A 15,374-nucleotide genomic window follows, 5' to 3' on the forward strand; every position below is an offset into this window, starting at 1 on the left:
CAGGTTGCAAACCTGCCCGTCCACGTTTCATCAGTTCATATTACTTCTCAGATGAGCCTTGCCCCGTCAACAATGTACGCAGCAACTCCTCATCGGTCGCTGGCGGCGGGGTATTGAGCAGCTTGGCAAGGAATTGCTCATCTGCCGGCGCGGGGATTGCTGGCCGCCGGCTGGGCCAGAACTGAAGCCCAAGCCCGCCCGCTAGCAAGAGAAACCCAATTACAAACCAGAACTGGGCATTAAACGGGATCGTCGTTGCTGTGCGCGGCAAGTGGGCGGGTTGCTGGCTCGTGGCGGCAGCAGGCTCATCGGCAACGCCAGTATATGGCAGCTTAGGCGGAATCACCGCCGGCAGTTCAGGCATCACCGCTACTGGCGCAACGGTCAGTACCGCGGTCGGCGCTTCGATTGTGAAAGCCGGCGCTGCTGATTCGGCTTGACCCGGACTGGTGAAGAACAGGTGGGCAACCACTGTATCGCCGGGGCCGACCGCAATCGTTAACGGCGCCTGCGCTGGCGATCCTTGCTCGTCGGTAAGTTGCAGGGCAAGGGTATAGAAACCGGACTCTACCCAACGATCGTAATTGCCATTTTGATCGCTATACACAACCGCATCACCGATCTTGACCGCAATCTGGGCCGCTGGCGCATGTGTGCGCAGATCAATGATGGTGCCGGTGACGCGACCCATCGGCAGAGGGGTGGGCGAACTTGCCGGTACAATCGTCACCGGTGGAATGGTCGGGCGTGGCGACGGTTGCAGCGCTGGCGCGGCGGTTGATGGCGTCGGCAGTGGCAAGAGGGTAAACCCAATGACCATTGCAAGCACACCGCAGATTATCATGCTGTAGCTCATCATTCGACGTTGCATATGCAACTCCTTGCGTGTTTGGCGCAATTTCTACTCAGCGAACGCACCTAACCATCGCCGTGATTACCATTATAGCAAAAAATATCTCTGTTGCACACGATAATATTGTTTTTCGGTTCGCAAATAATTGGTCGCGTAAGTAGTATCATGGTTTTGTTGCTATCCTCAAGCGTAACGAAATACGCGCTTGAGTGCGATCAAATCATTGTGCAAGTATGCTACGGCGTAAAACCTGCCATCCTTTCTTGGAGTGCGGCTGTGTACTGCCGCAATCATGGCGAAGGTGATACCAGCGTGGTTAAGCATTGTTCCATGCCGGTATCACTTTGCCTATCGCCCATCAATCACTGATTATGACTGTTACTTGAGCCCGGTTGTTGGTTTCATTCACCTCTTCCACGGCGCCGAAGGGGCTGCCTTGGCTGCCATCGGGGCTGCGGTTCCAGCTATCAACATAGACGTAGATCGTATTGACCCCACGCGGTAGCCGGCCGTTCCACGTCGGCGAGCTGGCTGCCGGATCGTAGCCAAATGGATTCGTTGGGCTACGGGGGAAGCTGTTCAGGGTCACACTCTGACCGGGTTGGAGCGTGCTTTCAACGTACCATGCTAACCCTTGCCGCGCTAGCTCATTCCACGGTTCGTTGACCTCTGGCGGACGCGATGGGTTGATATAGAGATCGACCCAGAAATTGCTCGCCGGTTTACGCCCGATGTTCGTGACCGTCACTTGGTATCGCACCGGCGTGTCGGCGTTTGCTCTGGCTGGAGTAGCTTGAATGCTGACAATCAGATCCGGCGGGATTTGCACAATGGTCATGGGCAAGAAGACCTGCACCCGCTGGTAGTAACCCATATCAACCGCTTGTTGGCCGGCTGCAAGAGTAAAGGTGACAACCGGGCCATCGCTGTCAGTGGCATCGTCACCGATGTTGGGTTGGGCCGGCAAATAACCGCTCAGGTTGGTGAAGGTAACGGTCACTTCTCCCGGCGGCAAGCCCGTCACGCTGTATGCTCCATTGGCAGCGGTCGTGGTTTGCACCGTTTGCGAATAGCCGGGCAGCAACGTAGGCGTATATGTAACCGTCACTTGCACGCCGGCTAGCCGTCCGGTTTCGCTTGGATCGCGCTGGTTGTTCTCATTTGTATCGAACCATACGATACCGCTGACGCCGCCGGCGCCGCGTAGACCGGCGTCGATGCTAGCGAGCGCTTGGCCACTCGCCAGCGTAAAGGTGGCAGTTGTGCCGTCATTGCGGAAATCGTTGTCATCATTGGTCGTCACTGATCCGCTGCCGTTATTGGTCGTCGCATAGCCAGCCGGCAACGTCAGCTGCAGCGAGTAGACACCCGGCGTCAGATTGTTGAAAGCATAACTGCCGTTAGCCAGTGTTTGGGTGGTCGTAATAGTGTTACCACTGCCATCGCGCAGGGCAATGGTCAATCCGGGGATACCCGGCTCGCCTGCATCGCGCAGGCCGTTGCCGTTGGCATCGAACCAGACCGTGTCGCCGATCGCAGTGGTGCGGTAGAGACCGAAGTCAACTGCGGTTGTACTCACGTTGAGGGTGAAGCTCCCACCGACGGCATCGCTATCGGTTGCCGGGTTGCCACCCTGATTGGCAGGGGAGAGCAGATAGCCAAACCGGCTCACCGACTGGATCGTGACCGTGCTGCCCGGCGGGATGTTGCCGATCGTGTAGTTGGGGTTCAAGCCGCTGGCAGCGGTTGAAACGGCGCTGAAGGTAAATGCAGGATTGCTCGAGTTGATCACGCCGCCACTCGTCGCTACCTGCACCGTCACCGTCACGCCGTCGAGCGCCTGCTCACTGTTATCTTGAATGCCATTGCCGTTCGCATCTTCCCACACTAGATCGCCAATCGACAAAGCGCCGCGCAGGCCAGCGTCGATAAAGGTGATCGCTGCATTCGATGCGACAGTGAAACTGGCCGTGCAACTGGTGGTTGGATCGACATCGCTGTTATTGTCATCGGTCAAGGTTGTGCCGCGGGTAGTGAAGACAAAACCGGTTGGCACCGTGACGCAGAGCTGGTAGGTCGCGTTGGTCAGACCGGTCGGTTCGATACTGGTGATCGAGAATGCGCCGTTGGCATCGGTTGTGACCGGGGCGCTTGGCCCGCTGCCGCTGCCGACCAATCGCACGCTGATGGTTTCCATCCCCGGCTCGCCGCTATCGATCAGACCGTTGCTATTAGTGTCAAACCAGACTGTACCGGTGATTTGAGCCGGACGGTAATAGCCGAAGGGAACCGGATCGGGAGTTGCGCCGCTCAACAGTGGCCCGATGCTAGCAGTGCCGGTATTGCCCGGCGAGCGGTTAAAGCCGCTCGGCGTCGGCACCGTGAAGGTATACGTGCCGGGCGGGCCGCTGAATTCGACAATGCCGCTCAGGTTAGTGGGTTGGCTGCTCGTGACCGGCCCGCTCACACTCACTGTCACTGCGCGCAAGCCCGGCTCGCCGCTTTCAAAGCTGTTGTTGATTGTCACCGTCTCATTGAAGACGCGGGCGCGCACGGTGACGTTCTGGTAGTAGCCTTGGTCGCGGCTAGCGGTGGTGTCGGGCACGAGCGTCTGGTTGGTCAGCTCTGTTAAGCCGTCGCTATCAGTCGCATCATCCCCCTGATCAGCCAGCGTCACCTGATACGGCGGCGTCGCAGCCGGCGGGGTGAAGGTGAGTGAGAAGCTCGCTTCACTCGGTGAAGCTCCGCCGGGCAGGCCGGTGACGCTGTATGCGCCGGAGCTATCGGTGGTTGCCGTGCGGGTAATGGTCGTGGTAAGGTTAGCCAGATTGATGGTCGCGCTCAGGGTGACTGTCACCCCAGCCAACCGTGGTTCGCTAGCGACGCGCTGGCCGTCGTAGTTGCTGTCGATGAAGGCAATGCCATTCACCGTGCTGCGCCCAACCATCGCCGCCCGGCGAGTTGTGGTTGAGCCATCAGTGACGGTAAAGAGATCGGTGCGGCCATTGTTACTTACAACCGCGGCCACATTGTTATCGCCAGTATTGGCAGCCACAAAGCTGAAGTTGTCCGGCGCCGGGTTGACAAACTCTAGCCGGTAGCTGCCGCCCTCAACGTTAGCGATTGTGAAATTACCGCTGCCATCAGTGGGAGTCGTAGCAACGACTGTATCCGATGCGTTGAGCAGCCGCACTGTCACCCCCATCATTCCCGGCTCACCGGTGGCGAGATTGTCAGCCGGCCCGCTCGCGCCATCAAAGAAGACGCGCCCGCTGATTGTGCCAAAGGTGTAGAAGCCGAAGACGTTGGTCGTGCCGGGTGGGGTTGTTTCGGTCAGCGAACTACCGCCGCTTGTCAATGGCGATCCAGCGACCGCTACTGCCGCAGTTGAGCCGGATGACGGCAATAAGCCGCTGAGCGCCGTCGAGCTTTCATCCACATTCAGCAAGTAATCGCCGGGGCGGACGGTAAAGGTCACGAGGCCGCCGGTGGTAGTTGTGCCGGTCAGCACGCGGGTGCTATCGGGTCGTTCGAGCCAGACGCGCACGCCGGTGATACCGTTTTCGCCATTATTCCATACATTGTTGCGTCCAGCCGACGGTTCGCGAAAAACGCGTGCTTGAATAGTGACATTACGGAAATAGCCTTGATCAAAGTCGAGCGTACCACCGGGAGCCGGCCCATTCACGGTGACAGTGGGGCCATCGCTATCGATGGCATCATCGCTGCCCACGTTAGCGTCGCTGGCAACGTAACCACCGGCTGGCGGGGCAAAAGCAATGGTATAAGTGATCGTGCCAATATTGCCGCCGGGCAAGCCGGTGAATTGGTAGTTCGGCGGTGCTGTCGCGAGTGTCGCCTGATAGGTCGCCACGAGGTTCGGTAGGTCAGCTGTGACTGTCAACGTTACCGTTGCGCCGGGCAGATCGGTATCGCCGGCGTCTTGCAGGTTATTGGCGTTGTTATCCTCAAAAATTCGCCCGCTGACCGTTGTCTGGCCGCGGAAGCCGGCGTCAATGTTCGTCAACGAACCGTCATACGGCACCGTTAGCGTGCCGGTGCTGCTGGTTGCCACATTCCCCGCGGTGGTGACATCACTATCGCCGCCGATGATGAAGGCATAGTTGGTCGTGTCAGGGTTAGTGAAGCGCACCGTGTAACTGCCGGGCAAGATGTTGATCAAGCTGTACGAACCATCGTTTAGAGTGGTTGTCGTTGCTTCAACGTTATTTGAGGAGTCCAGCAGCTCCACCGTCACATTGCGCAGACGCGGCTCGCCGCTGTTAGCCCGCCCGTCGCCGTTCGAGTCAAAGAAGGCAACGCCACTGACCCGGCCCGGCAGGTAATAGAAGAAATCAACACTACTGATATCACGGCTGACCAAATTGTAAAGGCTGGCGCTGCCCGTATTGCCGGGTGAGGCCAGATAACCAGCAGGAGGTGTCACCGTAACAGTATACGAGCCGGGACGGAGTGAGAAGATAATATCGCCACTGAGAGTACTTGTGGCGCCAGACGCTGTCTCAGCGCCAGTGACGTTCACACTTGCCCCGCCAAGAGGGGTTTCGCCGCTATCGAGCGAGTTGTTAATCGTTACTGTTTCGCCAAAAGTTCGCACTACGATCCTTACCGGCAGGTAAAAACCCGCATCAACGCCAAGATTATCGGCGCCTCGAATTGGCGTAAAGGTTATAGTCCGCCAGACATTTGGCGAAACTTGTGTGTCAAGGTCGCTGTAATCTTCATAGGTGCTCTCGGTAGGATCAACCGTCGTACCAGATGGGCTGAGGCTGCCGACGAAAGGATAGGGCGCATTCGTGACATCGAAGGTGACGTAGATCGGTTCAGCAGGCAGGCCGAGAATCGTGTAGAAGCCGCTACCGTCGCTCACAGCCGTTCCGAGGAGCACGTCATCACTGGCGCGATAGGCGCGTACGGTCACGCCGGGGATCGCCGGTTCACCGCTGTCAAAAATTCCGTTGCCGTTGGCATCCTCAAACACCCGATTGCCAATACGGGCGCGGGTCATGCCGAAGTCAACCGTTACAAGCTCTGGACTGCCGGCGCTGATGGTTGCGTCGCGGTAGACATAACGATTGTTACTGGCATTGGTGGCTTCCGTGCCAGTTGACGTTCCCAACCCAACCAGCGCGCCGCCGGGCAGGAAGTTCGCCTCGTCGAGCGCAATCCGGTACGTGGTAAGCGTTGCGTTCAGGGGAAGATCGTCGAACAGATAGTAGCCGGGTTGGCCATTGTTGGGATTATTGGTCGTAACGGTGAAGATCTCGCCGCCGTCGCGGATGCCGTTATTAGCTGTGCCGCCGCCGCGTCCGTCGTCAACAAAGACGATCACGCCGTTGACGCCGACTTCGCTGGCGTCTTGATTGCTATCGCCATCATCATCCAGCCAGACGTAATCGCCGATCACGCCTTTGTAAAAGCCGAAGAATTGATTAGTGCGGGTGTTGCTGCTGGTATTGAGCAAGAAGCTGGGGCCAGTCACATCAGCCGTGGGTACGCCATCGGGTGTGCCAACATCACCGCCGGTAGCACTGGGCGAATTGGCAGCGCCGAAGAGAACAGCTCCGCTCGCAAATTGGCTGGCTGGAATAACCACTTGATAGTTTGCGCCAAGCGGTACGCCGGTGAAGACGAAGAAGCCGCCGTCAGCCGGCTCACTCGAACCGATGCGCTGGCGGGTGGTGACGGTCGCAACGGTTGTGCTGGTAGATGTATTGATCAACTGTACCGTCACCCCGTTCAGCCGCGGCTCGCCAGTGTCCCACAAGCCATCCCGATTGTTATCGCGCCAGACAAAACCACTTACCGCGCCGCGGGCAAAGCCGATGTCGATGTTGTCGATATTCACGCCTCTGCCGGTGTTGGGCAGCGACGCCTCGGCATTTCCGCTAATGATCACCGCATCAGAATCGCGAATGCCGGGGTTAGGTGCGCCGTCGTTGACAAAGGCTTGGGTCAGGATATAGCCGCTTGGGAAGTTAGCGGCCAAGATGCGCAATCGATAACCAGCGCCGGTTGGGGCCGTGTTAAAGATCGCGCGGCCTTGGCTATCGGTAGTGACCGGCCCGGTCACGACGTTGCCAAGGCTATCGATCAGATACACTGGCAGACCGCTCAGCGCAGGCTCGCCGGCATCTTGAATCCCGTCGGCGTCAAGGTCGTTCCACACCCGCGCCGCGATGCTACGGGTGCCAGCCGGCGCGTCGTTATCTGTCGGCGTTGCTGGACGCAGGCCAACCCGCTGCGTCACTGCACTGCCAGAGATAGTCACAAACGAGAGCAACCCGGCATTGCCTGCTCCCGGAATCGACACTACTCGCGCGCCGAGATTGCTGACTTCAATCCGGTAATTACCGTCAGGAAGGGCGGGAAACACCACCTCGCCGTCGCTGTTGGTCGTATTGAGACCAATGAGCACACTGTCGGCGGTGTAGACCGAAACCAACACGCCGGCGATGCCGTTGCCCGGCCCGTCGTTATCGAGACCGTCGCGGTTGGTATCGAGGTAGACGCGCACGGTCAACGTGCTGGCAGCAAAGACCGTCAAGACTGTGCTAAAGAGGCCGGTGAAGATGAGGAGAGCGATCAGAATGAGAGAAATGCTGTGTTTCCTACGGCCCCACATGGGTCGGGAACCAAACGCTTGGTGAGCCATACGATGCTCTCTTACAAACTAATGCGTTCTCGTTACAATACATAGTGCAACAACGGTATCATAACTTTTTCAGCATAGCAGGAGCAATAGGTCATTCATCCTGTTACTGTTTAGTACCGGAGTGAACTCTGGATTACTCTTGGCCGATTAATGAACGTTGCAAAGCGATCATCCTACCAGTGTATTCTCGGACAATGGCGGCGATCTCTGCCGGCAAGAGCTGCTGGAGCACGGCGTCATAGATCTCAAACCGGTGCAGCATGTGTTCAGGCAGTACACCGTCGTGCGGCTGCCGTTCGTTGCCCCACAAGATCTGCTCATCGAGCAACTCAGTTCGTCTGGCGGCGAGGGCGGCCTCAAGCATGCGGGTGACAAACTCATACCCGGCGCGAATCACTTCCGGTGCGCGTTCGCCCAAGGTGAGGGTGTCGGTAGGGTGTTGGAGTGCCAATTCGGTTGCGCGGTCGATGATCTGGCGGCGGTGCGCGCGAAGGGCAGGTAACGCTTCGGCGCTATGGCTTGGGTAAGGTAAGCGAGCTGGCGGCGGAAAGGCGTTATTTGCCGCAACGACGGCAGCGGCGGCGTTCGGTGCGCTAAGTTGAATGTTCAAGGCTTGGTGCAAGCCGGGTTGGCGGGTAAACGGCAATCCTCCTACCATTAAAGGAATGCCGTCGAGATCGGCGGCGGCTAACGAGCGCACCAGATTGGTGAGATGGGGTACATTGAAGACCATCGAGGTAGAGATGCCAACCAGATCAGGTTGGGCGGTCTTGATGGCATCGATCAACGCCGGAATAGGCACTGCCGCACCAAGGTAGATGACCTCCCACCCTTCGGCTTCAAAAAAGTCGGCGACCATGCGCACGCCGACCCGATGCCACTCTTCCGGCGCGCAGCCGAGCACTACCCGCCGGTTGCGGCGCGTTTTGGGCCGAAAGTAGGGGTGCAGCTCGCCCATCTGGCGCTCGATAATGGCGGTGGCCAAATGCTCTTGGGCGACTCCAATCCGGTTTGATTGCCACAGCCGCCCGATTTCGTAGGCCGTCGGTTGGAAGATATCAAGATAGATGCGCGGCGCATGAATGCCTTGCGCCAGCGCCTGCTCAACGACGCGATCAGCCGCTCGCCCGCTGCCTTGCAGCATTGCTTCGAGGTAGCGATGCTGCAAATCGGAGGGAATCGGTGGAGTCATTGCAGTCGTCCTTTGCACACAAGAGCGGCAAACCTGTAGCAGTAAACTTCTTTTGCAGTGTAAATCGAAATTAAGGCGATAACAAGAGAAGAAATGATTACTGTAAGGCAAGGTTAACGAATGGGGATAACAAGGGGGTTTGGTAGCTACATTCCTCTAATTCTCTACTTGCTACCCCGCTCACACTGCGGGATCGGTCGTCATTGCGAGCCGCGCGTAGGGGCAGAGCGGCGCTCTGACCACGCGCGGCGCAGCAATCTCACGCGAGCATGGAAGCCACCCGCACAGGCATGCGCGTCGCTAAAGCGGGAGATTGCTTCGGGTGTTGCGCGTCCTCGCAATGACATACGCGCACGTTACCCACGCTACGCGGAAGGGTTGTCCTTATGCCGCTAGCACCAGCGGTTGGTGCAGAGCATCGGTGAGCGCATCGCCGCGTTGCAGCCGGTACACATCAATCTTTAGGCCAGCCAGATGGTTCAGCAAAGGTTCCGGATCATTCCAGCCACCGTAGCTGAGCGGATCGATGAAGATCACGGCGGCCCTGATGCCGCGGTAGAGATGGTGTTGCAGCGCCGTCACCCAGCGCGGGTCGAGGTCAGAAGTGATAATAATCAGGGTGGTGTCGCGGCCAAACCGTTGCCCCTCGGCAACCAGCAGCTCGGCGAGTGAGTGTTGACCGGTCGCACGCACGACGGCCAACAGTTCAAGCATCTTCCACAGTTGGCGCTCTTCGCGTTCGGCAGGGATGACTTCTAGTCGTTCGCTCCACGCCAGCAAGCCGACGATCCGGTTTTGGGCTAGCAAGGTGCGGGCCAGTGCAGCGGCGACGTTAACGGCATGCTCTTCGGTGGAATCGGGAGGCGAACGGCGGCGCGCCGGCGGTTGGCGTTGCCACCACGGCGCGATTGCGCGTTCGTCGATGGGTGCTGGTTCGGTTGGCATGCGCACGACGGCCCGTTCGTTGAGGTCAAGCACGAGATAGATGTCAGCGGCGGGGTCAAGCTCAAATTCTTTGACCATCAGCCGTCCGTGGCGGGCAGTACTGCGCCAGTGGATGCGGTTGAAACTATCGCCGGGTTGGTAGTCGCGGATTGTGGCGACGTTGGGGGTGATGCTGTGGGCGCGGATCAGACTGCTCGATCCGGTTGATAATTCAGCGCCGGGGAGGCGAAACGCGGTAAGCTCTTCGGTAGGCGGGTAGACAATGATCTCGCCGCTGCCGGGGATTAGGCGCGAGAAGCGAAACAGGCCAAACGGATCGCTGCTGATGATACGGGTTGGCCCAAGCCGGAAGCGACCGCGCTGGGTACAGAGGGTGCGCGTCGTCCAGCGGGTTGTCTCGCGAGCGCCTAAATAGGCGACAAAGCCGGGTTCGTGGTTCGGCAGGTCTGATTCGTCTTGCAGCTCGATCCACAGTTTAGGCAGCCACCAGCGGTTTTCAATCGTGATCCGCTCGCGGGTGGATTCGCCCACGCTGGCGCGTAAGTTAGCGTGTTCACGCTCGATTTTGAGACCATAGAGATTGAGCAGTGTCCACCCGAACGCCACCAGCGGCAGACCGGCCAGAATGTAGCTGAGGTGGAAGAAGAGCCGCTGGCCGGTGGTTTGGGCGGCGAGATAGCTCGCGCCGGCGAGGAGCAAGATGAGCAATGGGCGAGTGAAGTTCATGCGATACCTTTGGTGGGGGTATTGCAGGCAATACTCCTACGAGGGGTCATTGCCCGCAATGCCCCTACGCGCCTTCGGTCAACGCTTCGGCGAGGAGGCTGGCGACGGCGGCGCGCGGTAAGGCGCGTTGTTCGCCGCGCTGCAAATCTTTCACCACCACTTCACCGCGGGCGATTTCGTCGGGGCCGAGCACGAGCGCGAGGCGGACGCCGCGCCGGTCGGCTTCTTTGAATTGCTTGCCAAGGTTGCCGGGTTCGAGCGCGATGAGGGTATTGATCCCGGCGGCGCGCAGTTCGGCGGCCAGCGCCAGACTGTCGGCGACCTGTTCGGGGCCGAACAGCGTAACAAAGGCGACGGCAGTGGTGCGCGGGCGCGGGCCGAGGTTGAGTTCGAGCATCACATCGTGCAGGCGGTCAATACCGAAGGCGAGGCCAACCGTCGGAATGTTGCGCCCGGCAAACAGACCGATCAGGTCGTCGTAGCGCCCGCCGCCGAGGAGCGAACCCTCTGGCCAGTGCGGAGTAATCGCCTCGAACACTACGCCGGTGTAGTACGAGAGGCCGCGGGCCAGCCGAGGCGCAACCCGGTACTGCTCAGCCGGCACGCCCATCGCGGTTAGGCCAGCGATCACAGCGCGCAGATTCGCAATCGCGGCTTGCGCGCGCTCATCGCCGGCAAGGCGCTGTTCCAGCGCCGCCAGCACCTCAGCCGGTGTGCCTTCAATCTGCACCAGTTCGAGGATGCGGTCAGCGGCGGCTTCGTCCACTCCTGACTTGAGCAACTCAGCGTGCACACCCTCAGCGCCAATCTTGTCAAACTTATCGATCGCGCGGTAGACGCCGCCGGCGGCTGCTTCCGACAAGCCGCTGACGCGGGCGATGCCGCCGATGATCTGGCGATGGTTGAGCAGCGTAACAAAACCGGGGAAGCCAAGGGCCGCCAGCGCCTCGCACAGAATCGCGACGATCTCGGCATCGGCCAGCGGCGAGGCGCTGCCGACAATATCAAGATCGAATTGATAAAACTCGCGATAGCGGCCACGGGCGGGCCGTTCGCCGCGGTAGCTCGGCCCGTAGGCGTAGCGCCGCCACGGCAGCGCCAGTTGGCTGGCGTATTGGGCCGTGACGCGGGCCAGCGGCACAGTTTGGTCATAACGCAACGCTAATCGGCGCCCGCCGTGATCTTCAAAGCGGTAGATCAGCTTCTCGTCATCGCCCAACTTGCCTTCGAGCGTCTCGGCGTATTCGATCACCGGCGTTTGCAGCGGCTCGAAACCGTGGGCTTCGCTGATGCGGGTGAGGGTGTTGACGATGTACTGCCGCAGCATCATATCAGCCGGCAGATGGTCGCGCATTCCTTTGACATTTTGAATCGCGGGCATAGGTGTTCTCAATTGCGCTGTGATTAATTATTGAGGATGCGGCAATGGAACTGCCGCACTCCAGAGGCGTCAGCTTAGCTGTACCATGACCCCTTGCTGCCCGGCCAACTGGCCGCAGGCAGCAGCAATCTCAACCCCGCGTTCGACCCGCACCGTGCAAGGGATGCCGTAATCGGTCAGAATTTGCTGGAAGGCAGTGACCCGTTCCCACTCGGAACGGCCAAGCGGCGTGCCAGGCACCGGATTCCACGGGATCAGGTTGACGTGAAAGAGCATCGGGCCGCGCGGCGCTTCGCGCCGGAGTAGGCGAGCGAGGGCGATGGCTTGATGCGGGTGATCGTTCTTGCCCTGCAAGAGTACATATTCGAACGAGACGCGCCGTCGCGTCTTTTCAATATACTTACGGGTAGCGACCATCAGCTCGGCGATTGGATAGTGGCGGTTGACTGGCATCAACTCGCTGCGCAAGGTATCATCGGGCGCGTGGAGCGAGATGGCGAGATTGATCGGCAACTGCTCGGCGGCCAGCCGTTCGATCCCCTTTACCAAACCCACGGTCGAGACGGTCATGCTGCGCGCGCCGAGGTTGAAGCCCTGCGGATCGTGCAATCGCTCAACCGCTTGCCACCAGCGGTCGTAGTTAGCGAACGGTTCGCCCATGCCCATAAAGACCAGATTCGTCACCCGGCCAGCAGGGCCGGCGGCTCCCATCACGCGCAATTCTTGCGATGCCCAGATCGCTTGCGCCACGATCTCGCCGCTGCTCAGATTGCGCAGCAAGCCCAGTTGGCCGGTGGCGCAGAAGACGCACCCCATGCCGCAACCGGCTTGGGTGGAAACGCAGACGGTTGAGCGGTCGGGGTAGACCATGAGCACCGTTTCGACCACGGCGCCATCAGGCAAACGGAACAGCGCCTTGCGGGTCAGGCCCTCATCGCCGATCTGCACCCGTTCGAGGCGCAATGTTGAGAGCGGTATTTCGGCCAGCCGCGCGCGCAACGCTGCCGGCAAGTCGGTCATCTGTCCGGCGCTGGCAGCGAGATTGACGTAAAGCTGGCGGTAGAGTTGGCGGGCGCGAAACGCCGGCTCGCCCCAGCCGCGCAGCAACTCGGTGAGTTCGGTTAGGTTGTAGTCATACAGACAACGTTGTTCCATAGCACTATGCATTGTACCACGTTGCGACCGGCGCGATGGAACTGGACGGCGCTTGGCGTCGTCTAGAGTTGAAGACAGATTGCTATAGGAGAACCGATAATGTTGCACCGGATTATGTTACTTGTCATTGCTGGATTGACGTTGCTGCTGACCGCTTGCGCCACCGCAACGCCGGCACCAACAGCGCGACCCGGCATAGTGACGATTGAGAAGGTTGATCTGCTGGTGATGGAATCAAAACCGCCGCAAGTGCAAGCCCATATTACTGGCTACCTCGGCGATGGTTGCACGACCTTCGCCGGCATTACCCAGCAGCGCGACGGTAACACGATCACGATCACGGTCAGCGCGACGCACAGTGGCGCGCAGGTATGCCCGGCGATAGCGCCGCTGGTTGATCAACGGGTCATGCTGGAAGGGCCGTTTGCCCCCGGCCAATACACGGTGATTGTGAACGGGACTGCGTATCAGTTGACGATTTAGCCAGTGTAGCTCTCATCCCCCCAGCCCCCTTCTCTCGCAGGCGGGAGAAGGGGGAGTTTCTATGTTCCTGATGAGTGTGGTGCAAACGAGGCAAAGGATTCAAACGCAAAGGCGCGAAGGACGCAGAGAGCGCAGAGGATTGTTGAGTGATGGGCATAAGCGAGTTGGGGGCAACCCCAAAACACTTTGCGCTCTTAGCGCCCTTTGCGTCTTTGCGTTTAAAAATCTCTGCGCCTTTGCCTGATCTGTGCCTTATAAATCTACATTTGTGAACGGTTGGTATGCTATACTACACTAGCAGGGTTCATGTTGGTTATCGCGGGATGGTATCCATTACAGAGACGGATATGAGCGACAGTGGAAGCGGGAGCACAGCGATGGTGCATCAGATAGCGTACACCGGCCATCCATTTGTTGATGTGGGGTTTGCGACGATGGTGGCGTTTGCTAATAAGCGCTGCTTTGCCGATCTTGACGCAAACGACTTTCAGCAGATTGCCAATTACATCGAGCAGAACTATGTGCGGCAGCCGTTACGCAGCTTTTTGACTATGGCGTTTACTAGCAACGCATGGTTTGCCCAATCGGCGTTTAACCCTGACCGGCCCGGCTTGACGCCGGAGAAGCAGGCCGAAGCGCGCTAGAAGCGCCAGTATTGGGCCGAGCGGCATTTGCGGCAGTGGGAGCAAGCGGCGGCCTCGCGCGAGATGTGTCTCTTTACTGGTTTGCCGGCTGCGCCGCAGGAGTTGTCGGGCAAGCTGCAACCGGGCCGGGTAGGGCGGGCGCAGATGCCGTTGTTGCAGGGTGACGATTCGATCAACTTCTTTATTAACGGCGATCCGGGTTTGCCGATGGCGGCGGAAGCGATCTTGGCCCTGCAAGCGATGCCGCTCGGCTGCGCCAAGGTTGGCGGTGGTTTGCTGGCGATGCATAGCGATGACGAGCAGTTGACGATCGATTTCGCCAAGAGCTTCTTGGAGCGCAATCTGAGCGATGTGACCATAGCGCAGGCCGCTGGCGAAGAGAAGCTGCCCGGTTCGCCGCGCAGCCTGAAGACGTTACTGATCGAGAGGCTGGCCGAGATTATCCGTCACCAAAGGCAGCAAGAAGTGCGGCGCGAGCGGCGGCCAACGGTAACGGCCTACCATTTCAACAACGGCTTCAACAACGGCTTCAACAACGGCCAGCCGCCATCGCTCGATATCTACCATCTACCGTTGCAGATCACCGGCTTTTTGCTGGCGGTTGATACGCCGGCCTACCGCGCGATCTGGAACGAGTTGGTAAACCGGAGCTGGCAGCGTCCGGCGGCGGCGGGCAAGCGGGGCAAAGCCACCGATCCGGGAGAGCCGCGCTTCAACTATCTGTACGAAGACCTGTTTACCTTGCCGGCGCAGGCAGCGCGGTTTGTGCGCACCTACTTCCTGCGCATTCCCGAACCGCGCCGGTCGGATGATGACCCGCGCCGCGATTACTCGCCGCGTCGCGAAGCCGATCTTGTCTCATGGCCGCTGGTTGAATTGTTTGTGCAGGAGGTTTTGCTTATGACCGATGATCGGGTGGCGAAGTTGAAGGAGTTGGGCGATAAGTTGGCCGATTATACCCGCTATCAGGGTGGTAAACGCTTCTTCCGCCAATTCTTTATCGTGCAGCGGAGTGATCACTTTTTGACTCTGCTAAACAAGACGAATATTGACTACACCCGCTATAAGCGTGGGGCTGAGACACTGTTCGATCTAGATAGTTTTCTGGCGCTGTTTATGGAAGGAGATGAGGTGCTGCGCAGTGATTGGCGGTTGATGCGCGATCTGGTGTTGATCCGTATGGTTGAGCAGTTGCGCGATTGGATCGCCAATAACGCCGATGCGATTCCGAGCGAAGAGGAAATGATCGAGGCGTAGCGACGCGGAAGAGCCGGACGGCTGTCCGGCTCCGCAAAGGCGCAGCGGATTCAAACGCAAAG

9 protein-coding genes are annotated in these 15,374 nt (G+C 59.1%); 3 read left to right on the forward strand and 6 right to left on the reverse strand.

What is annotated here, in order from left to right:
* Positions 1-40: 40 nt before the first annotated feature.
* The 6 genes from U9R81_RS12330 to rlmN all read right to left on the reverse strand — a co-directional run bounded on the left by U9R81_RS12330 (position 41) and on the right by rlmN (position 12,940).
* On the reverse strand, positions 41-871 hold the full coding sequence (locus tag U9R81_RS12330) for a hypothetical protein (RefSeq protein ID WP_322495747.1): 831 nt from the start codon (positions 869-871) through the stop codon (positions 41-43).
* A 340-nt stretch (positions 872-1,211) separates the two neighbouring features.
* Positions 1,212-7,529: an SdrD B-like domain-containing protein gene (locus U9R81_RS12335; protein WP_322495748.1), complete on the reverse strand. Its 6,318-nt coding sequence runs from the start codon at positions 7,527-7,529 to the stop codon at positions 1,212-1,214.
* A gap of 133 nt (positions 7,530-7,662) precedes the next feature.
* Positions 7,663-8,721 carry a cobalamin B12-binding domain-containing protein gene (locus U9R81_RS12340; RefSeq protein WP_322495749.1) on the reverse strand — a complete coding sequence of 353 codons (1,059 nt, stop codon included), beginning with the start codon at positions 8,719-8,721 and terminating at the stop codon, positions 7,663-7,665.
* A 384-nt stretch (positions 8,722-9,105) separates the two neighbouring features.
* Positions 9,106-10,392: a DUF58 domain-containing protein gene (locus tag U9R81_RS12345; RefSeq protein ID WP_322495750.1), complete on the reverse strand. Its 1,287-nt coding sequence runs from the start codon at positions 10,390-10,392 to the stop codon at positions 9,106-9,108.
* A 64-nt stretch (positions 10,393-10,456) separates the two neighbouring features.
* A complete protein-coding gene (gene hisS, locus U9R81_RS12350; RefSeq protein WP_322495751.1) occupies positions 10,457-11,773 on the reverse strand; it encodes a histidine--tRNA ligase in 1,317 nt (438 codons plus the stop codon).
* Positions 11,774-11,842: 69 nt separating this feature from the next.
* Positions 11,843-12,940: a 23S rRNA (adenine(2503)-C(2))-methyltransferase RlmN gene (rlmN, locus tag U9R81_RS12355; RefSeq protein ID WP_322495752.1), complete on the reverse strand. Its 1,098-nt coding sequence runs from the start codon at positions 12,938-12,940 to the stop codon at positions 11,843-11,845.
* Positions 12,941-13,027: 87 nt separating this feature from the next.
* Between rlmN and U9R81_RS12360 the strand changes: the two genes are divergently transcribed.
* The 3 genes from U9R81_RS12360 to U9R81_RS12370 all read left to right on the forward strand — a co-directional run bounded on the left by U9R81_RS12360 (position 13,028) and on the right by U9R81_RS12370 (position 15,312).
* Positions 13,028-13,411: a hypothetical protein gene (locus U9R81_RS12360; RefSeq protein ID WP_322495753.1), complete on the forward strand. Its 384-nt coding sequence runs from the start codon at positions 13,028-13,030 to the stop codon at positions 13,409-13,411.
* 347 nt (positions 13,412-13,758) lie between these two features.
* Entirely contained in the window at positions 13,759-14,055 is a 297-nt protein-coding gene (locus U9R81_RS12365; protein ID WP_322495754.1) for a hypothetical protein, read from the forward strand.
* 27 nt (positions 14,056-14,082) lie between these two features.
* Positions 14,083-15,312, forward strand: coding sequence for a type I-B CRISPR-associated protein Cas8b1/Cst1 (locus tag U9R81_RS12370; protein WP_322495755.1), 1,230 nt, complete (start codon positions 14,083-14,085; stop codon positions 15,310-15,312).
* Positions 15,313-15,374: the final 62 nt, after the last annotated feature.

It is taken from the genome of Chloroflexus sp. (genome assembly GCF_034435895.1).
Lineage (GTDB): Bacteria > Chloroflexota > Chloroflexia > Chloroflexales > Chloroflexaceae > Chloroflexus.